General features: G+C 72.7%; 20 protein-coding genes. 13 read left to right on the forward strand and 7 right to left on the reverse strand.

Features of this window, described 5'->3' with window-relative positions; all coding sequences use genetic code 11:
• The first annotated feature begins 33 nt into the window (after window positions 1-33).
• From ACOKM3_RS01140 to ACOKM3_RS01165, 6 genes are all read left to right on the forward strand, one after another.
• Window positions 34-561 (forward strand): GAF domain-containing protein, encoded by a 528-nt coding sequence (locus ACOKM3_RS01140; protein WP_426895942.1) that lies wholly within the window; start codon window positions 34-36, stop codon window positions 559-561.
• A 230-nt stretch (window positions 562-791) separates the two neighbouring features.
• The gene (locus ACOKM3_RS01145) at window positions 792-1,517 is read left to right on the forward strand and encodes an ABC transporter ATP-binding protein (protein WP_426895944.1); all 726 of its coding nucleotides are present in this window, start codon (window positions 792-794) and stop codon (window positions 1,515-1,517) included.
• The gene (locus ACOKM3_RS01150) at window positions 1,514-2,311 is read left to right on the forward strand and encodes an ABC transporter permease (protein WP_426895946.1); all 798 of its coding nucleotides are present in this window, start codon (window positions 1,514-1,516) and stop codon (window positions 2,309-2,311) included. The genes ACOKM3_RS01145 and ACOKM3_RS01150 overlap by 4 nt, the downstream gene beginning before the upstream one ends.
• Before the next feature lie 49 nt (window positions 2,312-2,360).
• Window positions 2,361-3,605 carry a sensor histidine kinase gene (locus ACOKM3_RS01155; protein ID WP_426895948.1) on the forward strand — a complete coding sequence of 415 codons (1,245 nt, stop codon included), beginning with the start codon at window positions 2,361-2,363 and terminating at the stop codon, window positions 3,603-3,605.
• 71 nt (window positions 3,606-3,676) lie between these two features.
• Window positions 3,677-4,336 carry a response regulator gene (locus ACOKM3_RS01160; RefSeq protein WP_426895950.1) on the forward strand — a complete coding sequence of 220 codons (660 nt, stop codon included), beginning with the start codon at window positions 3,677-3,679 and terminating at the stop codon, window positions 4,334-4,336.
• Complete coding sequence (locus ACOKM3_RS01165) at window positions 4,329-4,808, forward strand: NUDIX domain-containing protein (RefSeq protein WP_426895952.1); 480 nt, start codon at window positions 4,329-4,331, stop codon at window positions 4,806-4,808. The genes ACOKM3_RS01160 and ACOKM3_RS01165 overlap by 8 nt, the downstream gene beginning before the upstream one ends.
• Window positions 4,809-4,911: 103 nt before the next feature.
• Here ACOKM3_RS01165 and ACOKM3_RS01170 read toward each other — a convergent pair whose 3' ends face one another.
• The 3 genes from ACOKM3_RS01170 to ACOKM3_RS01180 are packed head-to-tail and all read right to left on the reverse strand — an operon-like array spanning window position 4,912 to window position 6,843.
• Window positions 4,912-5,334 carry an arsenate reductase ArsC gene (locus ACOKM3_RS01170; RefSeq protein ID WP_426895954.1) on the reverse strand — a complete coding sequence of 141 codons (423 nt, stop codon included), beginning with the start codon at window positions 5,332-5,334 and terminating at the stop codon, window positions 4,912-4,914.
• Window positions 5,327-6,433 carry an ACR3 family arsenite efflux transporter gene (arsB, locus tag ACOKM3_RS01175; protein WP_426895956.1) on the reverse strand — a complete coding sequence of 369 codons (1,107 nt, stop codon included), beginning with the start codon at window positions 6,431-6,433 and terminating at the stop codon, window positions 5,327-5,329. The genes ACOKM3_RS01170 and arsB overlap by 8 nt, the downstream gene beginning before the upstream one ends.
• Before the next feature lie 2 nt (window positions 6,434-6,435).
• Window positions 6,436-6,843 (reverse strand): ArsR/SmtB family transcription factor, encoded by a 408-nt coding sequence (locus ACOKM3_RS01180; protein ID WP_426895958.1) that lies wholly within the window; start codon window positions 6,841-6,843, stop codon window positions 6,436-6,438.
• Between the two features lie 92 nt (window positions 6,844-6,935).
• Here ACOKM3_RS01180 and ACOKM3_RS01185 point away from each other — a divergent pair, with 92 nt between their 5' ends.
• Together ACOKM3_RS01185 and ACOKM3_RS01190 are read left to right on the forward strand one after the other, a co-directional pair.
• On the forward strand, window positions 6,936-7,379 hold the full coding sequence (locus ACOKM3_RS01185) for an ArsI/CadI family heavy metal resistance metalloenzyme (protein ID WP_426895960.1): 444 nt from the start codon (window positions 6,936-6,938) through the stop codon (window positions 7,377-7,379).
• Between the two features lie 122 nt (window positions 7,380-7,501).
• A complete protein-coding gene (locus ACOKM3_RS01190) occupies window positions 7,502-8,896 on the forward strand; it encodes an NADP-dependent succinic semialdehyde dehydrogenase (RefSeq protein WP_426895962.1) in 1,395 nt (464 codons plus the stop codon).
• Here the strand turns inward: ACOKM3_RS01190 and ACOKM3_RS01195 are convergent.
• The 4 genes from ACOKM3_RS01195 to ACOKM3_RS01210 all read right to left on the reverse strand — a co-directional run bounded on the left by ACOKM3_RS01195 (window position 8,871) and on the right by ACOKM3_RS01210 (window position 14,621).
• Window positions 8,871-9,686: an oxamate carbamoyltransferase subunit AllH family protein gene (locus tag ACOKM3_RS01195; RefSeq protein ID WP_426895964.1), complete on the reverse strand. Its 816-nt coding sequence runs from the start codon at window positions 9,684-9,686 to the stop codon at window positions 8,871-8,873. The genes ACOKM3_RS01190 and ACOKM3_RS01195 overlap by 26 nt on opposite strands.
• Window positions 9,687-9,718: 32 nt before the next feature.
• Window positions 9,719-11,188: a YlbE family protein gene (locus ACOKM3_RS01200; RefSeq protein WP_426895966.1), complete on the reverse strand. Its 1,470-nt coding sequence runs from the start codon at window positions 11,186-11,188 to the stop codon at window positions 9,719-9,721.
• Between the two features lie 106 nt (window positions 11,189-11,294).
• On the reverse strand, window positions 11,295-12,905 hold the full coding sequence (locus tag ACOKM3_RS01205) for an acyl-CoA synthetase FdrA (protein WP_426895968.1): 1,611 nt from the start codon (window positions 12,903-12,905) through the stop codon (window positions 11,295-11,297).
• A 147-nt stretch (window positions 12,906-13,052) separates the two neighbouring features.
• Window positions 13,053-14,621 carry a PucR family transcriptional regulator gene (locus ACOKM3_RS01210; RefSeq protein ID WP_426895970.1) on the reverse strand — a complete coding sequence of 523 codons (1,569 nt, stop codon included), beginning with the start codon at window positions 14,619-14,621 and terminating at the stop codon, window positions 13,053-13,055.
• A 256-nt stretch (window positions 14,622-14,877) separates the two neighbouring features.
• On the opposite strand from ACOKM3_RS01210, the gene ACOKM3_RS01215 reads away from it, so the two are divergent.
• The 5 genes from ACOKM3_RS01215 to ACOKM3_RS01235 all read left to right on the forward strand — a co-directional run bounded on the left by ACOKM3_RS01215 (window position 14,878) and on the right by ACOKM3_RS01235 (window position 20,463).
• Window positions 14,878-15,882 carry a carbamate kinase gene (locus ACOKM3_RS01215; RefSeq protein ID WP_426895972.1) on the forward strand — a complete coding sequence of 335 codons (1,005 nt, stop codon included), beginning with the start codon at window positions 14,878-14,880 and terminating at the stop codon, window positions 15,880-15,882.
• A 60-nt stretch (window positions 15,883-15,942) separates the two neighbouring features.
• Entirely contained in the window at window positions 15,943-17,076 is a 1,134-nt protein-coding gene (locus ACOKM3_RS01220) for an acetamidase/formamidase family protein (protein WP_426895973.1), read from the forward strand.
• Window positions 17,077-17,166: 90 nt separating this feature from the next.
• Entirely contained in the window at window positions 17,167-18,450 is a 1,284-nt protein-coding gene (locus ACOKM3_RS01225; protein ID WP_426895975.1) for an amidohydrolase family protein, read from the forward strand.
• A gap of 1 nt (window position 18,451) precedes the next feature.
• Window positions 18,452-19,021 (forward strand): DUF1097 domain-containing protein, encoded by a 570-nt coding sequence (locus ACOKM3_RS01230; protein ID WP_426895976.1) that lies wholly within the window; start codon window positions 18,452-18,454, stop codon window positions 19,019-19,021.
• Window positions 19,022-19,110: 89 nt separating this feature from the next.
• Window positions 19,111-20,463 (forward strand): esterase-like activity of phytase family protein, encoded by a 1,353-nt coding sequence (locus ACOKM3_RS01235; RefSeq protein WP_426895977.1) that lies wholly within the window; start codon window positions 19,111-19,113, stop codon window positions 20,461-20,463.
• Window positions 20,464-20,520 lie beyond the last annotated feature (57 nt).

Genomic DNA, 20,520 nt, shown 5'->3' on the forward strand with positions numbered 1-20,520 from the left:
CGGGGCGGACAGGACAGGGGCGAGGGGGCCGTCATGCGTGGCGTGCCGTACGAGCCGTACCAGGTGGACAGCGAGCGGCTGGCGACAGCGTTCGTGGAAGTGGCCGACGCCGCCGTACGGGGTGGCACTCAGGCCCTCGGCGCACTCGTCGGCAGTTGCGTGTCACTGCTCGGGGTGGCATCGGCGGTGGCGGTGCTGAATCCGCCCGCGGCCCGGGTCGAGGTCGCGGCGTCCGATCCACGCGGTCTGCGTCTGGAGCGGGCCGCGCTGACGTGGGGCGAGGGTCCCGGCGTGGACTGTCGCAGCTCCGCGACGGCCATCAGCGGCGTCCCGCTCGCGCATCCGTACGCGCGCGCCAACTGGCCGTCGTACACGGCGATGGCGCGCAGTATGGGCTTCGCGTGTGTGGTGGCGGTGCCGTTGCGGGCCGCGGACCGGGCGGTGGGCTCGCTGAGCCTGCTGTCGGAGCTGTCGGGGCCGATCGGGCCGGAGCGGTTGCGCCTGGGGCAGCATCTCGCGGACGCGACGGCGTTGGGGGTCGTGCCGCGGGGGCGGGCCTGAACGAACGCCTGCTTCGGCTCGGCCCTGAGCCCAGCCCTGGCCATGGCCTCGGCCCAAGCTCCGGCTCCAGCTCCAGCTCCAGCTCGGAACTGCTCCCCCACATCCGCGGCCTGGGGGTTTTCCCCCAGCAGGGTCGGAGGACAACCTCGTTCCGGCGGAACGTCCCGGTTCATAGCGTGGATGTCACACGAAGGACGCGACGGCAGAGCGCGCCGGCAGAGGGAGTCGTGATGATCGAGGCCAGGGGTCTCACCAAGCGGTACGGCGAGACGGTCGCCGTGGAGGACCTGAGCTTTCGGGTGCGCCCCGGGAGCGTCACGGGGTTCCTCGGGCCGAACGGGTCGGGGAAGTCCACGACCATGCGCATGATCATGGGCCTCGACCGGCCGGACGCCGGGCGCGCCACGATCGACGGCCGCCCGTACGCCGAGCTGGACTGGCCACTGCGCCGCGTCGGCGCGCTCCTCGAGGCCCGCACGTTCCATCCGGGTCGCAGCGCGCGCAGCCATCTCGCGGCGCTGGCCGCGGGCGGCGGCATCGACCCGGCGCGGGTGGACGCGGTCCTTGAGACCGTCGGCCTGGCGTCGGTCGCGCACAAGCGGGCGGGTTCGTTCTCGCTCGGCATGGCGCAGCGCCTCGGGATCGCGTCGGCGCTCCTGGGCGACCCGGCGGTGCTGCTGTTCGACGAGCCGGTGAACGGTCTGGACCCCGAAGGCGTGCGCTGGATACGGGAGTTGCTGCGCTCGCTGGCCGCGGAGGGACGTACGGTCCTGCTGTCGAGCCATTTGATCAGCGAGATGGCCCTGACGGCCGACCATCTCCTGGTGATCGGCCAGGGCAGGCTGCTCGCGGACACCTCGGTCGCCGAACTCACGGCGGGCGGAGGGTCGTTGGAGGAGTCGTTCTTCGCGCTCACCGGGGGCGCGGCCGTGTACCAGGCAGGAGGAGCCCGATGAGCACCGTGACGTACGCGCCCGCCCTGACGGGGCACCACGGCTTCCGGCAGGCCGCCCGGATGGAGTGGATAAAGCTGCGGAGCCTGCGGTCGACGATGTACGCGCTGCTCCTCACCGTGGTCGGCATGATCGCCATGGGGGTCGTGACGATGGCCAACACCAAGGCGCCGCTGGGCGCTTCGAGGGTGGCCTCCTTCGACCCGACGAACAATGTCCTGGCAGGTGTGGCCCTCGGGCAGCTCATCATCGGCGTGCTGGGTGTCCTCGTGATATCCGGCGAGTACTCGTCGGGGACGATCCGCTCGACGCTGGCCGCGGTGCCGGACCGGCGGCTCGCGCTGGCGGCGAAGGCGGCGGTGTTCGGCGGTCTCGCGCTGGTCATCGGCGAGGTGGTCACGTTCGTGACGTTCCTCGCGGGGACCGCGGCGCTCTCCCCTGGGGTGCCGCGGCCCTCGCTCGGGGACCCCGCGGTACTGCGGGCCGTGCTCATGTCGGGCGCTTATCTGGCGATGGTCGGCCTGATGGGTCTCGGGATCGGCGCGATAACCCGGCACACGGCGAGCGCGATAGGTGTCCTGGTCGGCATCACGTATGTGCTGCCCGCGCTGCTGGCCGGGACCACGGGGACGGTGGTCGCGAAGTTCTTCCCGACGATGATCGCGGGCAATTCGCTGGCGGTGACGGTGCCGGTCGACGGGATGCTGTCGCCCTGGGCCGGGTTCGGGGTGCTGTGCCTGTACACGGCGGCGTTCCTCGCCGTGGGCGACCGGCTGCTGGCGCGTCGCGATGCCTGATTTCCCCCTCCCCGGCCTACCGAGCGTACGTGCGGCGTTGACGGCGTGCGTGACGCGGCGGGCGTGGGTGGAGGCGGCGTACTGCCTGCTCTCCTACGTCCCCGCACTCGCGGGTTTCCTTCTCGTCGTGGTCGCACTGGCCCTGGGGTCGGCGCTGACGCTGACGGTCGTCGGGGCGGTTCTCGGCGCGGTGTTCCTGCTGGCCGGGCTCGGCCTGGCCCGCGGCCTCGGCGCCCTGCACCGACGCCTTGCGGGCGCGCTGCTGGGTGAGCGGGTGGCGGCGCCGGGCCCGCCGTCGGCCGAGGGCGGGATGTTCGCGCGCGTGGAGGCGCGGCTGCGGGACGGGGCTGCGTGGCGGGCGGTCGCGTATGTGCTGGTGAAGCTGCCGCTGGCGACGGTGGGGCTGTACGGGGTGACGTGGTGGGTGATCGGCGCGGTGAACATCGCGGCGCCGGTGCGGTGGTTGTTCACGCCCGAGGATCTGACGCTGGTGACGCCGTTGCCGTGGGGCGGTGAGCCGCAGGTGCACTCGCCGGCCGGGGCGTTCGGTGTCGCGCTGCGGGGGCTCCTGATCGTCGTGGTCGCACCATGGCTGGTCCGGATCGCCGTCAAGGCGGATCGCACGCTGATGCCGGCGCTGCTCGGACCCGGTGAGCTGGCCGACCGGGTCCGTGACCTGGAGGAGAAGCGGGCGCTGGCGGTGGAGGAGGCCAATGAGCGGTTGCGCCGGCTCGAGCGGGATCTGCACGACGGGGCGCAGGTCCGCCTGGTGGCACTCGCGATGAGCCTCGACATGGTGCGCGAGCAACTGGACGACCGGGACCGGCCGGAGCTGCATCGCATGGTGGAGACGGCGCGGGACAACGCGACGGAGGTCCTCACGGAGCTGCGCGACCTCTCACGGGGCCTGCATCCGCCCGCGCTCGACGGCGGGCTCGGCGACGCGTTGAGCACGCTCGCGGCGCGCAGCACGCTGCCGGTGGACGTCAGCGTGGATCTGCCGGAACGGCCGGCGCCCGCGATGGAGAGCCTGGCGTACTTCTGCGTGGCGGAGCTGCTGGCCAACGCGATAAAGCACAGCGGGGCGCGGCGCTGCGGGGTGGAACTGGCCGCGGGGGACGGCACGTTGCGGCTGCGGGTGACGGACGACGGGAAGGGTGGTGCACGGATGGAGCCGGGTGGCGGGCTGGCGGGTCTTGTGCAGCGGGCGCGGACGGTGGACGGGTCGTTGGAGGTGACGAGTCCGCCGGGCGGACCGACCGTGGTGACGGTGTCGCTGCCGCTGCACACGTAGGCGCGGGTGGAAGCGGGCGGAGGCGAGGGAGCGAAGTGAACGAGGAGAGGGCCCATGAGACGATCCCGGCCATGCGTGTAGTCATCGCCGAGGACGCCGCCGTGCTGCGGGAGTTGCTGGCCCAGATGCTGTCCATGCGGGGGCACGAGGTGGTGGCCGCGGTGAGCGACGCGGATGCGCTGCGGGCGGCCGTGGCGGAGCACCGGCCCGATGTGACGGTCGTCGACATCCGGATGCCTCCGACGCACACCGACGACGGGCTGCGTGCGGCGATCGACATCCGGCGCGAGCATCCGGGGACCGGTGTGCTGCTGTTCTCGCAGTACGTGGAGACGAAGTACGCGACGCGGCTGCTCGCCGAGGGCTCGGCGGGCGTCGGATATCTGCTCAAGGAACGGGTGGCGAACGTCGCGGAGTTCACGGACGCGCTCGCCCGGGTCGCGGCGGGCGGCACCGCGCTGGACCCGGAGGTGGTGACCCAGCTCGCCGGTGGGGGCCGGGCGACCGAGGAGCTGAGCTCGCTCACGGAGCGGGAGCGGGACGTGCTGGAGCTGATGGCGGAGGGCCGGTCGAACGCGGCGATCGCCGAGTCGCTGCACGTGTCGGCGGGCACGGTGGAGAAGCACGTCGCAGCGGTCTTCGGGAAGCTGGGGCTGCCGGCGTCGGAGGATCACAATCGTCGTGTACTCGCGGTCATCCGCTTCCTGCACCGAGACTTGACGCATGGCTGACGGGACGAGGCGAACGAAGCGCAGCGCGGGCCTGCTTCTCTTCCGGCGCGCGTCGGGCAGGGTCGAGGTGCTGCTGGGGCACATGGGCGGCCCGTTCTGGGCGCGCAGGGACGCGGGCGCGTGGGGTGTGCCGAAGGGCGAGTACGAGCAGGGCGAGACGGCGTGGGAGGCGGCGCGGCGCGAGTTCCAGGAGGAGCTGGGGCTGCCGCCGCCGGAGGGGACCGCGTTGCCGCTGGGTGAGACGGTGCAGTCCGGCGGCAAGCACGTGACCGTGTGGGCGGTGGAGGCGGATCTGGATCCGGCGGAGATGGTGCCTGGGACGTTCACGATGGAGTGGCCGCGGGGTTCCGGTCGCACACAGGAGTTTCCCGAACTGGACCGGGTGGCCTGGTTCGGCCTGGCCCCGGCACGGGACCGGATCGTGAAGGCGCAGGCGGTCTTCCTCGACCGGCTCGCGACTCAGCTGTCCTGAGCCGCGAGCCGAGGGCCCTCCTTCGCCGGCGCCGAACCACCGAGTCACCGATTCACCGAGTCACCGATTTCGCCGTGCCGCGAGCCGCCGAGCCGCTGGGTCCTCAGGCCTCGGCCGTCGCCGCGATGTCGTCGATCAGGGCGCGGACGCGTTGTTCGATCTCGTCGCGGATGGGGCGCACGGCAGCGACGCCCTGGCCTGCGGGGTCCGGGAGTTGCCAGTCCAGGTAGCGCTTGCCGGGGAAGACGGGGCAGGTGTCGCCGCAGCCCATGGTGATGACGACGTCGGAAGCCTGGACCGCGTCGGCGGTGAGGACCTTGGGGACCTCGGCGGAGATGTCGATGCCGACCTCGGCGAGTGCTTCGACCACGGCCGCGTTGACGGTCTCCGCCGGGGCCGAGCCCGCCGAGCGTACGTGGACGCGGTCGCCCGCGAGGTGGGTGAGGAAGGCGGCTGCCATCTGCGAGCGCCCGGCGTTGTGGACGCAGACGAACAGCACCGACGGCTGCTGCGGGGTGTCAGACACGGGTTGCCTCTTCCTGCGGAACGGCGGTGCCGGTGGCGGCACCAGCGGGGGCGGGGAAGTAGCGGCGCGCGTACAAGGCGACGTAGACCAGGCCGATCAACACGGGCACCTCGATGAGCGGGCCGACGACGCCGGCGAGCGCCTGTCCGGAGGAGGCGCCGAAGGTCGCGATGGACACGGCGATCGCCAGCTCGAAGTTGTTGCCCGCGGCGGTGAAGGCGAGGGTGGTGGCACGCGGGTAGTCGAGCCCGACCGCCCTGCCCAGCAGCATCGATCCGGCCCACATGAGCGCGAAGTAGACGAGCAGCGGCAGCGCGATACGGAGCACGTCCACGGGGCGGCTGGTGATGGCGTCGCCCTGGAGGGCGAAGAGGATGACGATGGTGAACAGCAGCCCGTACAGGGCGAACGGGCCGATGCGCGGGATCAGCTTCGCCTCGTACCAGGTGCGGCCCTTGACCTTCTCGCCGATGCGGCGGGTCAGGTAGCCGGCCGCGAGCGGGATGCCCAGGAAGATGAGCACGCTGCGGGCGATCTCCCACACCGACACGTCCAGGCTGGTCTGTTCCAGGCCGAGCCAGCCGGGCAGCACCTGGAGGTAGAACCAGCCGAGCGCGGAGAACGCGATCACCTGGAAGACCGAGTTGAGCGCGACGAGCACGGCGGCGGCCTCGCGGTGCCCACAGGCCAGGTCGTTCCAGATGATCACTATGGCGATGCAGCGCGCGAGACCGACGATGATCAGCCCTGTGCGGTACTCGGGCAGGTCCGGCAGGAACAGCCAGGCCAGGGCGAACATGAGCGCAGGGCCGACGATCCAGTTCAGCAGCAGCGAGGGCAGCAGCATGCGCCGGTCGCGGGTCACGGTGTTGAGACGGTCGTAGCGGACCTTGGCGAGTACCGGGTACATCATCACGAGCAGGCCCAGCGCGATCGGCAGGGACACCCCGCTGACGGTCACCGTGGCCAGTGCGTCCCCGAGGCCAGGGATCAGGCGCCCGAGACCCAGGCCGACCGCCATCGCGGCGAGGATCCACAGGGCGAGGTAGCGGTCCAGGAACGAAAGGCGTCCGGCCACGCTCCGTTCGGGTGCGTCCATGCTCACGAGGCGGCTCCGGCCGTCTCGTCGTGGCCGCGCACCGGCGCGCCGGCCGGGCGGGTCAGGATGCCGGCCAGGCGGTCGGTCATCTCCGGCAGCAGCCAGTAGTAGACCCAGGTGCCGCGCCGCTCGCAGTCGATCAGTCCGGCCTGCCGCAGCAGCTTGAGGTGGTGCGAGATGGTCGGCTGCGACAGGTCGAAGGCCGGGGTCAGATCGCAGACGCAGATGTCCCCGCCGTCCCGCGAAGCGATCATCGACAGCAGCCTCAGACGCACCGGGTCACCCAGCGCCTTGAAGACCTTCGCCAGGTCAACGGCTTGTTCCTCGTCCAACGGGGCGGTCAGCAACCCGGGACAGCAGGCGTCGGCCGCGCCGTCCTGCCCCAACACCACAAGTTCTTGCTTCGACATACTTCTATGTTGACAGCCTTCGATCCAGGGCGCAATGTTGCATCGACAGACATCAATACAAGAATTCGAATCAAGCGAATGGGGAGACCGCCATGTCCCGTGCTCAGCTCGCCCTGCGGGTCAGCGACCTGGAAGCGTCGATCACCTTCTACTCGAAGCTGTTCGGCACCGAACCGGCCAAGCGCCGCGAGGGCTACGCCAACTTCGCCATCACCGAGCCCCCGCTGAAGCTCGTCCTCATCGAGGGCGAGCCCGGACAGGAGACTCGCCTCGACCACCTCGGCGTCGAGGTCGAGTCCACCGACCAGGTCGGTGCCGCCACCGGCCGGCTCAAGGACGCGGGCCTCGCGACGTTCGAGGAGAACGACACCTCCTGCTGTTACGCCCTCCAGGACAAGGTGTGGGTCCACGGTCCGGGCAAGGAGCCCTGGGAGGTGTACGTGGTCAAGGCCGACGCCGCCACACTCGGCAAGAGCGCACAAGACACCGCCCCGCTCGGCGAGAGCGCGCAAGCGGAGTGCGCCTGCGGACAGTGATCCGACCGGTCGACGTCTGACGGACCTCCCCGCGGGTACCCGGCGCTCGCCCCGCAGCCCGCGTTGCGCACGCTCGTTGCGCGCGGGAAGGTCGAAGGAACCGCGCAGAGGAGGTCGGCAGCATGCCCATCGCGACGGTCAACCCGGCGAACGGCGAGACCCTCAAGACGTACGAGGCCCTGTCCCCTGAGGAGATCGAGCGCAGGCTCGCCCTCGCGGCGAGCGCCTTCGACTCGTACCGGACGACGACGTTCTTCGACCGGGCGAGGCTGCTGCAGCGGGCCGCGGACCTGCTGGAGGCGGACGCGCCGGACATCGCACGCGTGATGACGACCGAGATGGGCAAGCCGGTCGCGGCGGCCCGTGCCGAGGCGTTGAAGTGCGTGAAGACGATGCGCTGGTACGCGGAGCACGCCGCGGACCTGCTCGCGGACGAGCATCCCGCGGAGTCGGACGTGCGGGACTCGGGCGCGGTGCGGGCGCATGTGCGCTATCGGCCGCTCGGCCCGGTGCTCGCGGTGATGCCGTGGAACTTCCCGCTGTGGCAGGTCGTCCGGTTCGCGGCGCCCGCCCTGATGGCCGGGAACGTGGGCCTGCTCAAGCACGCGTCGAACGTGCCGCAGACGGCCCTCTACCTGGAGGATCTCTTCCGCCGTGCCGGTTTCCCCGAGGGCTGCTTCCAGACGCTGCTCATCGGGTCGGGCGCGGTCGAGGGCATCCTGCGCGACGAGCGGGTGGAGGCGGCGACGCTCACCGGCAGCGAACCGGCCGGCCGTTCCGTGGCGGCGATCGCGGGCGACGAGGTGAAGAAGACGGTCCTGGAGCTGGGCGGCAGCGACCCGTATGTGGTGCTGCCGTCGGCGGACGTGGCGAAGGCGGCGAAGACGGCCGTCACGGCGCGCGTGCAGAACAACGGGCAGTCGTGCATCGCGGCCAAGCGGTTCATCGTGCACGAGTCGGTGTTCGAGGAGTTCCGGGACGCGTTCGTGGCCGGCATGCGGGAACTGCGGGTGGGCGATCCGCTCGACGAGGACACGGACGTGGGGCCGCTCTCCAGCGAGCAGGGGCGCAGCGATCTGGAGGAGCTGGTCGACGACGCCGTGGAGAGCGGCGCGACCGTACTGTGCGGCGGGCAGCGGCCCAAGGACTTCGCCGACCGCGGCTGGTTCTACGAGCCGACCGTCATCGCCGATGTGACGCCCGAGATGCGTATCCACAAGGAGGAGACGTTCGGACCGGTGGCGACCCTGTACCGGGTCGCGGATCTGGACGAGGCGGTCGCCGTCGCCAACGACACGCCCTTCGGCCTGAGTTCCAACCTGTGGTCCCGCGACGAGGACGAGATCGAGCGCTTCGTGCGCGACAGCCAGGCGGGCGGTGTCTTCGTCAACGGCATGACGGCCTCGCACCCGGCCCTCCCCTTCGGCGGCGCGAAGCGTTCCGGCTACGGACGTGAGCTGTCGGACCACGGCATCAAGGAGTTCTGCAACATCACCACGGTGTGGTTCGGGGCCTGACAGCAGCCGCGAGACCTTGGCGGTGCGAGGGCCGGTCGATCCGCGCCCCCGCGCACAGCCCGTGCAGCAGGTCGCTCCCGGAGCTGTGGCCCACGGCCAACAGGGCGGCGACCGGTGCGGCGAGATCCGCGCAGGTCGCTGCCGCGTGCAGTACCGCCGCCACCTGCGGAATGCAGTGGCCGTTGGCGGCGTGCCGCAGGAGCGCGGCCGAGACCGGGGGGGTACGTGTCCCGGCCTGTTCGGCGGTGGCTACGAGAGCGGGCAGCCAGGTAGGTGGCAGCGGGGACAGGCGGGCGGCGAGCAGCAGGCCGCACAGGAAGTCGTCGCCGGACGGGGTGGCCCCGGGGCCGAGCCCCACCAGGGCCTCGGCGGCGCGACGTCCCGTGCTCGGTGCTCCGTGCGCGAGGGCGCGGACGAGGGCGGTCGCGGCGGTTCGTGCCTCGGCCGCCAGGGGGCGCGGCGGACGAAGGCGCGCCAGCCGGTCGAGGGCCGGGCCGCGCGGGAGGTCCTGGACGCGGGGCGGCGCCCAGAGCTCCCCGACGGCCAGGCGCAGATGACCGACCGCGACGCACCCGCCCCCGACCCGCCCCGCGCCCCCGACCGCCACACCGTCGAACGGCCGCTCCCCCGCCGCGCGCGGCAGCACCACGGCGGTCGGCACGCGCACGGCCCCCGGCACGACCACCGCGAGCGGGGTGCCGCTGTCGCCCGGCAGCAGATACAGCGCCTGCCGGGCGACGGCCACGACGCGGGCGGGACGTGGCGGCCCGGCCAACAGGACGTGGGCCAAGGTGCTGACCGTGCACCGAAGTTGGGCGGGGCTCATGCCGTGGGGGCAGCGATGTCGTCGGGCGTCTCCGGGACCGCGAACGCCTCCAGCGCCTTTCGGAAGCACTCCAGTGGTGCGTGGGCCAGGCCCGCTCCGATCTGTCCGATGCCGGGTTCGCGGTGGGCGATGCCCGTGGTGACGACGGGTTCGATGCCGGTGTCGAGGACGGCGCGCACGTCGATGCCGACCGGGGAGCCGATGCCGCCGAGGGCCGGAAGCCGGTAGGCCTCGTGCCGGGCCAGCGTGATGCGGGCCATGTCGCGGCTGGTGCGCAGCGCCTCCCGCACGGTGCCGCCGACGAAGCCGGTGATGGCGGGCGCGGCGGCGAGGGCGAAGCCGCCGAGGCCGTTGGTCTCGGTGATGGCGCTGTCGCCGATGTCGGGGTTGGCGTCCTCGGGCCCGTATCCGGCGAAGTACAGTCCCCGCACCTCGGCGGCGGGCGCCGTGAACCAGGCGTCGCCGAGGCCGCTGACGCGGATGCCGACCTCGACGCCGTTGCGGGCGAATGCCGTGACCAGGGTGGAGTGGGGAACGCCGTGCGCTGCGGAAGTGGCGAGTTTGGCGGCCGCCATCGAGAAGTTGAGGAACCAGTAGTGGTTCTCGGCGAGGAACTCCAGGACGTCCGGGCCGTGTTGTACGCGGGCGAGCGGCGCGGCGAGTTCCCGCAGCAGCAGGGCGGAGGCGGCGGTGTTGCGGCTGTGGCACTCGTCGCCCATCTGGAGCGCCTGGGCGACGACGGAGCGCAGGTCAACGCCGTCGGGCCGGTCGGCGAGGGCGGCGCGCAGCACGGGGGCGAGTACGTCGGCCATCCAGCGCAGCCGCTCCAGCACGTCGTCGCCGAGCGCCCCGTAGCGCAGACAGCGTCCCGCGCCCTCGTTGAGGTTGGCGTAGGCGCGGCGCCCGGTGCCCGGGTCCTCGACGACGAGCACGGGCATGGACGGGGAGGTGATGCCGCCCATGGGTCCGACGGCCTCGTGGTGGTGGCACGGCTCGAAGCGCAACGCGCCCGATCCAGCGAGGAGTTCGGCCTGCTCCGGGGTGTCGGCCCAGCCCTCGAGCAGTGCGGCGCCGATGACACCCGCGCGCATCGGGCCGCACATGTCGGCCCAGTCGACGGGCGGCCCGGCGTGCAGCAGGACGCGTTCGCCGGTGGTCCGGTCGTCGAGCACCGGCAGGACGTCCCGGGCAGCGCGTACGTCGCGCCACACGGGTCGCACGGCGAGCAGCCGCTCGACGGCGGTGCGGTTCGCGGCCTCGACGGCGTCATGGCCGGTGAGTTCGGCCAGCTTCCAGGCGAGGTCGGGGTCGCCGCCCGCGGGCGGCCGCCAGTCGAGGGTGCTGACGTGGGCGCCTGCGGTGCGGGGCACATCGGCGAAGTCGGCCACGCCGACGGCGGCGATCCGCGGCGCGGCGTCGCCCGCGCCGAGCAGGTCGGGCAGGTCGGGAACGAGGTGAGGGGTCATGTGCGGGCTCCTGAGCGGTGGTTGGGGTGGGCGGGTGCGACGGCCTCGACGTGCACGTCGCACCGGGCGGCGCATGTCGGCGCCCCCGTGCGCCACGGAGGCGGCATCACGGACACCGCACCGCCCTCCCCGTCGGCGTCAACTCGACCGCATCCCGGCGGGGTTCGCCGACCCCGGTCACCAGCGACACCGCCCACTCGGCCGCATCCGTACTGGTGGGGGCCAGCACGGCGCCCGCCTTCTCCAGGCGCGCCCGCACCGCGTCGACGTCCTGCGGGTCGCCGGGCGTGCCGACGACGAAGGCGATGACGGGCGCCCGCCTCCGCTCCCCCACCCGTGCCAGCTCTGTCGCGAGCGCCGCCACCGGGTCGGGGCCAGCGCCGTGTCCGAGGACGACGTCCAGGACCACGGCCGCGGTGCCCGGGTCGGACAGCGCGGCGCGCAGATGGGCGGCGCGCACGGTGGGGTCGATCATCGGGTGGGGGCGGCCCGCGGTATAGGCGTCGTCGCCGAGGTCGAGCACCAAGTGGCGCTCTGGCAGAGCGATTTCACGTCCGGGAACGTAGGGGTCCACCGCAGTGACCGCCCCCGGCAGCAGCTGCCGTGCCTCGTACGCGAAGGTTCCGCCCGCGTACAGGGCGCGGAGGTACCGGCCGGGTATCGCGTCCACCGCGGGCGGCGCCCAGGGGGATGCCGGAACACCGCCGAGGGTGCGCACGACCGCGCGGGCCGCGTCGCGCAGTGTGCCGACGACGGTGACACCGCCCGCCCCGTCCGGCCGATCGGCGCCCGCGAGATCGCCGAGCGCGGCAGGCCTCTCGGTGCCGAGGAACGCGACCACGACCGGCTTGCCGGAACGCCCCGCGCGGGCGATGACGCGTTCGGCCACCTCGGGCGCGGGCGGCTTCGACACCAGCACGATCAACTCGCAGCCGGCGTCGGCGGCGAGCAGGTCGAGCGCGTCGAGCGTGGTGCGCGCGCCGACCTCCACACTGAGGTCGCGGCCGCCGGTCCCGATCATTTGCCGGACTCCTTCGCCGGCCGCGTCCAGAAGGCACGACACCTGCTGAAGTCCCGTTCCGGAGGCGCCGATCAGGCCGATGCGGCCGGGGCGGAGCACATTGGCGAAGCCGAGCGGTACGCCGTCCAGGACGCCGGTTCCGCAGTCGGGTCCCATGGCGAGCAGGCCCCGACGGTGGGCCTCGTCCTTGATGCGGATCTCCTGCTCGACGGGGACGTTGTCGCTGAACACGAAGGCGTGCATGCCGCGGCGGAGCGCCTTGAGTGCTTCGGCCGCCGCGTACGGGCCGGGGGTGGAGATCAGCGCGAGGGCCGTTGCCGGGTCCGTCTCGCCGAGGGCGCGCGGCACCCATGCATCGGGCTCGGAGCTCTCCGAGGCGGCGGGCTGTTCCAGCAGCGCGGGCACCTCGGCCCGAGCGTGTTCGATGGCCTCTGCGGTGCCGCGCAGCGCGACGATCAGGTCGGCGGGGCGCGCGGCACGGCCCTCGTCGGTGAGGAGTCGGGCGTCGGCGAGCAGCCGCAGGTTGGGTTCGGTCGCCATGACGAGGCTGGCGGCCAGGATGCCGGGCAGTCCGGTGAGGTGCTGGGCCGCGCGCATCAGGGCGACGGAGTCGGCGTAGGCGTCGCGCCGCACGGAGTTCGACGTCAGGGTGTCCGGGGCGGGGTGGCCGTCGGTGGCGGGCGGGGTGGGCTCCATGGCTTCGACGCTACGGCCGCGCCCCGGGCGCGGTCTTCGGCGAGCGGTGCCAGCGCGCGGGTGTGGATCACCGGCAGCGGCTGACAGTGACCGGGCGGCCGGGCACGCACCAGCATGGTCGGGGGCTCCTCGCCTCGGCGTCCGGTGTCAGTGAGCGCGCGCGCTGAGCAACCGGTGGGCGTGGACGGCCAGTTCCGTCTGGAGCCGGCGCATCGGGTCCTTGTCGGGTGCGCCGGTGAGCCGTTCGATCTGCTTGAGGCGGTAGCGCAGCGTGTTGTAGTGCACGTGGAGTTCCTCGGCCGCCTCGACGCCGTTGCGGTCGTGCCGCAGATACACGGTGAGGCTGTGCACGAGGCTGCCGTCGTGCCCGGCGTCGTACGTCAGCAGCGGGCCGAGGGCGTCGTCGACCAGTGCCTGGAGTTCGCCCGCGGGCAGCTGGTCGAGGAGCCGGTACACCCCGCTCTCCTCGTGGAGCCGGACGAACGAGTGGGCGGGGCCCTCCAGTTCACGGCCAAGGGCGAGCGCGCTGAGCGCCTCGCTGTGGCTGAGGTGCAGTTCGGTGAAGTCGGCGCGGATCGTGCCCGCCGCGACGGCCACGGCGCGCCCTGGGCAGGCGGCGGCGACCGCGCGGCGCAACTCCTCGCAGCGGCTGCGCAGTTCGGCGCCGCCCGGCGCCACCAGCGCGGTGAGGCCGCCGGGGGTGCCCCAGGCAGGGGTGTCGGCGCCGAGTGCGGTGCGGGCGGCGGCGAGCAGGCGTTCCTCGGTGAGGCGAACACCGCCGCCGTCCGGGGTCGCTGCGGCTTCGACGACCACCGCGGCACGCGGCCGCTCCAGGTCCCAGCCGAGGGCCGCGGCCCGGCGCGCCGATTCGGCGCGGTCGCGCGGCGGGTGGGAGACGAGTTCGGTCAACAACAGGGTGCGGTAACGGCGTTCACGCTCGGCCAGTACGCGTTCCTGTACGGCGAGCATCCCGGCGAGGCTGGCGACGTGGTCGGCGGCGGTGCCCCACTCCTCGTCGGGTACGCAACCGGGCCCCGCCCACAGGGCGACCTCGCCGCCGCTTCGGTGCCCGACGGTGATCGGCTGGGACACGGAGGCGGGGACGCCGTCGGGCACGTCACCCGCGGCCGCGAGCAGGCCCCCGTCCGGTCCGCGGATCGCGGCGGCGCAGCCGGTCTCCCCCGCCAGCAGGACGACGAGTTCGCCGTAGGACCCGCCCCCGAGGACGGCCTGGGAGAGCCGGTCGCGCAGCGCCTGCGAGCGCTCCAGACTCAGCGCCTGCCGGTTGAGTACGGTGCCGATGACCTCGGAGAGGATGTCGTTGAGCATGACGTCGCCGGGCAACTCCACGATGGGGAAGCCCAGTTCGTCGGCGCGGCGCAGCATCGGGGCGGGCAGCCTCGGCAGATAGGGGCCGACCTTCACGCCGAGGGCCGCGAGGCCGCGAGCGGCGAGTTCGGGCACCAGGCCGGTGAGCGCCTGCTCGTCGTCGCGGACGGCGTAGGCGGTGGTGAGCAGGAACTCGCCCCCGCGCATCCAGCGGATGATGTCCGGCACTTCCATGATGTTGGCGACCCTGATGCCGCGACGCGCGCCCGCCTCCCCCGCCGCCAGACGGGCGCCCGCGAGCGCGGGCAGCTCCAGCGCCTGGGCCACGGTCAGGCCCGCGGCGCCGGCGGGACGGGGTGCCGTCACGGCGTGCGGAACAAGGGTCACGCCGCTCACTATGGGCGCCCTCGCGGGGGCTGTAAACGCTCGTGACACGAGGTTGTATACGATTCCTCGATGCTGTGACGGTGCCGCCGTCCGCCCCCACCCGGTCGCCCCCGAAGCACTGTCAGCGAACGTCAACGCCCCCACGCACACGCTGGCACCGGCTGCCCATGACCGCCGCGCCGGGCGTTCCTATCGTCCTGACATGCCTCCAGGAACCGCGCCCCCACCAGCCGCTTCCCCCGTCAGGCCGCCGGCCGTGACACGCCCCGCCGCCCCTGTCACCGTCCTCGCCATCGGTGGCAACGCACTCCTCAGCGGCGGCCCGCGCGCCACCATCGCGGAACAGTTCGCCGCCGCCCGGCAGTTGGCGCGCCCGGTGGCCGAACTCGTCCGTGCGGGGCACCGCGTGGTCGTCACGCACGGCAACGGACCACAAGTGGGCTTCATCAAGCGGCGCGCCGATCTCGCGGCCGAGCTCGCCCCCGAACTCCCGCTGCTCGACCTCGACATGTGCGTCGCCGACTCGCAGGGCAGCATCGGTTACATCCTCGTACGCGGCCTGTCGGACGCGCTGTCGGCCGGGTCCCGGCCCGTCGCGCTGCTCACGCACACCGTCGTCGACCCGGACGACCCGGCGTTCGCCCGGCCCACCAAGCCCATCGGCACCCACTACGAGCGCGCCGAGGCGGAGCGGCTCGCCGCCCGTCACGGGTGGACCGTCGCCGATGACGCGGGGCGCGGCTGGCGCCGCGTCGTTCCCTCACCGGCGCCGCAGGCCGTAGTCGAACTCGACGCCGTCGCCGCCCTGTTGGACGCCGGGCATGTCGTGGTGGCGGGCGGGGGCGGCGGCATCCCCGTCACCCGCGGGCCCGACGGGGCGCTGTGCGGGGTGGAGGCGGTCGTCGACAAGGACGCGACCTCCGCGCTGCTCGCATCCGCGCTCGGCGCGGACGAGTTGATCGTGACGACCGGGGTCGAGCGGATCGCCCTCGACTGGGGCACCCCGCGCCACCGCGACCTCGACCGCATGGACGCGACGCAGGCCCACCGATATCTGGCGGAGGGGCAGTTCCCCGAGGGCAGCATGGGGCCGAAGGTGCGCTCGGCCCTGGACTTCCTCGCGTCCGGCGGCCACCGTGTGCTGATCACGTCGCCGGGCGCGCTGAGCGAGGCGCTGCGCGGCGCAACCGGCACGCGCATCGCCCCGACGGCCCGGATGGCCCGAATCCCCGACGGCAACACGATGGCTTCGGAGCCGTAACACGACGACGAAGGCCGGACCATTCCTGTCGCGGTTCCCCCGCTTCCCGAAGGACCCCATATGACGCTGACCTCCGCCGCCCCCTCCCCCGACGCCATGCCCGTCGACGGCCGCCACCACCTCGCCACCACGCCCGACACCGCCCGCTGGGGCGTGCTCCCCCGCGCGGACAGCGCCCCGGTGCTGAAGGTCGACGACGGTGACACGGTCACGTTCGACCTCGTCTCCCACGAGGGAATCCTGCCCGACCAGGGCCGCGACCCGGTGGAGTTCTTCGGCGGCTACGGAGTGCCGGCCCACCAAGTGCCCCGCGACGCACAGGAGATCGCGGCGTCCGACCTCGGGCGCGAGCCGGAAGTCCCGATCGGCCCGCACATCGTCACAGGCCCCGTCGCGGTGCGCGGCGCACGCCCCGGTGATCTGCTGTGCGTACGTACCCTGAGTCTGCACCGGCGTACGCACTACGGCATCGTCTCCAACCGGCACACCCGTGGCTCCCTGCCCGATGAACTCCCGGACCCAGCAGCAGAGTTCACGAGCCCGGACACCAAGCGCGCCGCGGAGGGCACGGTCTCTTCCTTCTGCACGGTCGAACGCGGCGGCGACGGCGCCGAGTTCGGCGTGCTGCGCTGCACGCCGACGCTGAGCGCGCGCTTCCCGCTCGGCCCGTTCGTCGGGATCATGGGCGTGACGGACGACGGCGCGGACACGCGCAGTTCGGTGCCGCCGGGCTCCTTCGGCGGCAACCTCGACATCAAGCACCTGACCTGCGGCTCGAACCTGTACCTGCCGATACTTACCGACGGCGCGGGCTTCTACGCGGGTGACCCGCACTTCGCGCAGGGCAACGGGGAGGTGGCACTCACCGCGCTTGAGGCGCCGCTGCGGGCGACGGTGCAGCTGTCGGTGGTGCGCGGTGCGGCGGCACGCCGGGTGACCGGGCTGCTCGCGGAGCCGTTCGCCGAGACACGTACGCACTGGATCGCGCTCGGGCTCGACGCCGACCTCGACGAGGCGATGCGCCAGTGCGTGCGCTCCGCGCTGGGCTTCCTCACGGGGCGCACCGGCATGGACCGGGCCACCGCGTACGCGTATCTCAGCGCGGCGGCCGACTTCGAGGTCTCGCAGGTGGTCGACCAGATAAAGGGCGTCCACTGCCTGATCCGCAAGGCGGACTTCCCCGCCGAGACGTAACCAGCGATCCACCACCCACCCCAGGTCGCGCCCGCACGCACCGCACCCGCACTTGCCCGTCACGCATCTCTCGACCGAAGGAGAACCACCGTGACCGCTCTGCTGCTGCGCCACGCGCGTGTGGAGGACTCGCCCGACCCGACCGACATCCGTGTCCGCGGCGGACGGATCGAGGCCATCGGCCCCGGTCTCACCCCGCCGGACGACATCGGCGCCGAGGTCCTCGACTGCGCGGGCCGTGTCGTCGTGCCCGGTCTGATCGAGGCCCATCTGCACCCGGACAAGGCCCTGCTCGACGGATTGACGCCGGAGGGCACCGGCTCCCTCGCGGACGCCATCCGGATCACCGCGCTGCTCAAGGCGGGATTCACGTACGACGAGGTACGCGCGCGTGCCGAGCAGGTGCTCAGGATGTGCGTCCTGAACGGCACCACCGCGATCCGCGCCCATCCCGACGTCGACCCGGTGGCGGGGCTGACCGGGCTCAACGTCCTGCTGGAACTGCGCGAGAGGTGGGCGGCCCTGGTCACCCTCCAGGTCGTCGCGTTCCCCCAGGAGGGCATCTTCAAGGCGCCCGGCACGGAGAAGCTGCTGCGTGAGGCGCTCGACTCGGGCGCCGACGTCGTCGGTGGTTGCACCTACAACGAGGCCTCCCTCGCCGACTGTCACCGGCACGTGGAGCTGGTCCTCGATCTCGCCGCCGAGTACGGCGTCCCGGCCGATCTGCACGCGGACTTCGGCGACGACCACGGCGACAGCCGCTTCGCCCTCGCCGAGTTCATCGCCGCCCGCACCGCCGAGCGCGGCCTCCAGGGGCGGGTGACCCTCGGCCACGCCACCTCGCTCGCCGGGCGCCCGCCGGCCGAACGGCGCGCGGTCCTCGCGGCGCTCGCGGCCGCCGGGGTCGCGGTCGTGCCGCTGCCCGCCACGGATCTCTTCCTGGGCGGTCGCGGCGACGACACGGCGCCGCGCCGGGGCCTGGCCCCCGTGCGCGAACTCTGGGACGCGGACGTCCTCACCGCCTGCGCCACCAACAACATCCGCAACGCGTTCACCCCGTACGGCACCGGCGACGTCCTGGAGACCGCGCTGCTGCTCGCCCGGATCGCGCACCTGTCGGGCCCCGCCGACCTGCGACGGGTGCTGCGCATGGTGACGTACGACGCCGCGCGCGTGATCGGCATTCCGGAACCGGACTATGGAGTGCGCGAGGGCGCCGTGGCGGACCTGGTCGTCCTGGACACCCACGAGTACGCCACGCTGCTCCTGGACCGCCCGGCGCGCACCGCGGTCGTCAAGTCGGGGCGGGTGGTGGCCCGTTCGACGGTCTCCGCGGAACTCGACGGGTCCCTCGTCGCGGGCGGGGTGGTCTGACATGGCCGAGGCGACGACAGGGACGAGCACGGCCGCTCCGGTGACACCCGTGGTCCGGGAGCGGATTCCGCACGAGATCGTGGCGTCAGTGCTCGCCGCGACGACCGCGTTCGTGGGCGGGACCGCACTGCATCTGCCACCTTGGGCGATCTTCATTTCGTGGGCGGGCATGTTCCTGATGGGCGGCCCGAACCTGGCCGGCGCACGACGGCTGTGGTGCGCCATGCCGGTGGGTTCCACGTACGCGCTGCTCATCGTGCTCCTGGAGACCCACGCGGGCACGGCGTTCGGCGAGAGCCAGCTGGCCCGGAACACGTTCGGGGCGCTGTGCATCCTCGTCCTGAACAGCGCGCTGATGTACACGGGCCGGGTCCGGTTCTTCTCGCTCGTTCCCGGCATGTTCTTCGGTTTCGCCAGCTACTTCGCGACGTTCTTCGGCGGGTTCGGCTTCGAGGCGGGCAACCCGTGGGCGGCCTGGGTGTGCGTGGTCGCCATGAACGCGCTCGGCCCTGTGTACGCGTGGCTGTCGATGCGGCTGACCTTCCCGGTGGAGATCAAGTCGCCTTCCTGAGCCGCCCTGTTCACCCTGGCGTCACTCCGCGTTCGGGGCGGGGGCCGAACGTGTGCGCTGTACACGTCAGCCGCCCCTCAGGAGGCCCCATGTCCCCGCTCGTCCCCGGCAAGCGCCGCACCCTCGGCCGTTCCGTCGCCGCGGGTGTGCCGCTCGCCGCCCTCGTGGCGCTCGGTGTGGCGCCGGCCGCGACGGGCGCGCCCACCGGGGCCGCGGCGGCCGAGGTCACCGGGAGCGCGACACTCGGCGACGTACCCTTGGGCGAGTTCAGCAACGCCCTGCTGCCGGGCACGGTCGACGACGACCGGGGCGTGGACCTCGGCGGCATCGGCTCGGACCTCTATCCGGCCGGCAGGAAGGGCGAGTTCTGGACGGTGACCGACCGCGGCCCGAACGGCCAGATCAAGGTCGACGGCACGAAGCGCCGCACGTTCCCCGTGCCCGGCTTCGACCCGGCGATCGTCAAGATCCGCGTGACCGGGGACAAGGTCAAGGTGCTCGACGCGATCCCGCTCACCACGAGGTCCGGCAAGCCCGTCACCGGCCTGTCGAACCAGGAGGGCCGCGACGAGAAGCCGTATTCGTACGACGCCAAGTCCCCGCTCTCGTACAACCCGAACGGTCTCGACACTGAGGGCATCGTGCGCGCGGCGGACGGCAGTTTCTGGCTCGTCGACGAGTACGGCCCCTCGCTCGTGCACGTCTCCGCGGACGGCCGGGTCCTCGCCCGGCACGTGCCGAAGGGGCTGAACCTGAAGGGCGCCGACTACCCGGTCGTCGAGTCGCTGCCGGCCGTGCTGCTGCACCGCAAGGTCAACCGGGGCTTCGAGGGGCTCGCCCAACTGCCCGGCGGGGACCTGGTGCTTGCGGTGCAGAGCCCGCTGTCGCTGCCTGACGAGGACGCGGGCGAGGCGTCGCGGACGACGCGTCTGCTGCGGTTCTCACCGAAGAGCCAGGCAGTCACGGCGGAGTACGCGTACCGCTTCGACCCGGTGGACGTGGTGGATCCCGGCGAGGACGACCCCTCCGAGCTGAAGATCTCCTCCGTCGTCGCCGTCGGCCACGACCGGCTGCTCGTGGAGGAGCGCACCGACAAGGCGGCCCGCCTTCAGGAGGTGCGGCTCACGCGCGGCGCCGACATCCTCGGTGGGCGCTGGGACGACGACGCCACGTCCCCGTCCCTGGAGCAGCTCGACGACCCGGCGGCGAGCGGCGTTCCGGTCCTCGACAAGCGCCTCGTGGTGGACCTCGGCAAGGTCGACGGTGTCCCGGACAAGATCGAGGGCATCGCGCTCGCGGGCCGCGACACCCTCGCCCTGATCAACGACAACGACTTCGGGATGACCGACGGCGACAAGGCGTTCGACGCGGACGGGCGGCTGGTGGACAGCGGCGTCGAGACGAAGGTGACACACGTGAAGCTGCCCAAGGGCGCCCTGTAGGCGCACCTCTCGGCCATCGGTGCGCCCTGTAGGAGCACCTCGCCGCCGTCGGGTCGG

Origin of the sequence: Streptomyces nidicola, assembly GCF_050106155.1 — a bacterium.
In the GTDB taxonomy this organism is placed as follows: Bacteria; Actinomycetota; Actinomycetes; order Streptomycetales; family Streptomycetaceae; genus Streptomyces.

What these genes read in the sequence shown, in the direction of transcription:
- ACOKM3_RS01140 (WP_426895942.1), top strand. Translation starts at nt 34, where the DNA reads ATGCGTGGCGTGCCGTACGAGCCGTACCAGGTGGACAGCGAGCGGCTG.
- ACOKM3_RS01145 (WP_426895944.1), top strand. Translation starts at nt 792, where the DNA reads ATGATCGAGGCCAGGGGTCTCACCAAGCGGTACGGCGAGACGGTCGCC.
- ACOKM3_RS01150 (WP_426895946.1), top strand. Translation starts at nt 1,514, where the DNA reads ATGAGCACCGTGACGTACGCGCCCGCCCTGACGGGGCACCACGGCTTC.
- ACOKM3_RS01160 (WP_426895950.1), top strand. Translation starts at nt 3,677, where the DNA reads ATGCGTGTAGTCATCGCCGAGGACGCCGCCGTGCTGCGGGAGTTGCTG.
- ACOKM3_RS01165 (WP_426895952.1), top strand. Translation starts at nt 4,329, where the DNA reads ATGGCTGACGGGACGAGGCGAACGAAGCGCAGCGCGGGCCTGCTTCTC.
- arsB (WP_426895956.1), bottom strand. Translation starts at nt 6,433, where the DNA reads ATGGACGCACCCGAACGGAGCGTGGCCGGACGCCTTTCGTTCCTGGAC.
- ACOKM3_RS01180 (WP_426895958.1), bottom strand. Translation starts at nt 6,843, where the DNA reads ATGTCGAAGCAAGAACTTGTGGTGTTGGGGCAGGACGGCGCGGCCGAC.
- ACOKM3_RS01185 (WP_426895960.1), top strand. Translation starts at nt 6,936, where the DNA reads ATGTCCCGTGCTCAGCTCGCCCTGCGGGTCAGCGACCTGGAAGCGTCG.
- ACOKM3_RS01190 (WP_426895962.1), top strand. Translation starts at nt 7,502, where the DNA reads ATGCCCATCGCGACGGTCAACCCGGCGAACGGCGAGACCCTCAAGACG.
- ACOKM3_RS01200 (WP_426895966.1), bottom strand. Translation starts at nt 11,188, where the DNA reads ATGACCCCTCACCTCGTTCCCGACCTGCCCGACCTGCTCGGCGCGGGC.
- ACOKM3_RS01205 (WP_426895968.1), bottom strand. Translation starts at nt 12,905, where the DNA reads ATGGAGCCCACCCCGCCCGCCACCGACGGCCACCCCGCCCCGGACACC.
- ACOKM3_RS01220 (WP_426895973.1), top strand. Translation starts at nt 15,943, where the DNA reads ATGACGCTGACCTCCGCCGCCCCCTCCCCCGACGCCATGCCCGTCGAC.
- ACOKM3_RS01230 (WP_426895976.1), top strand. Translation starts at nt 18,452, where the DNA reads ATGGCCGAGGCGACGACAGGGACGAGCACGGCCGCTCCGGTGACACCC.
- ACOKM3_RS01235 (WP_426895977.1), top strand. Translation starts at nt 19,111, where the DNA reads ATGTCCCCGCTCGTCCCCGGCAAGCGCCGCACCCTCGGCCGTTCCGTC.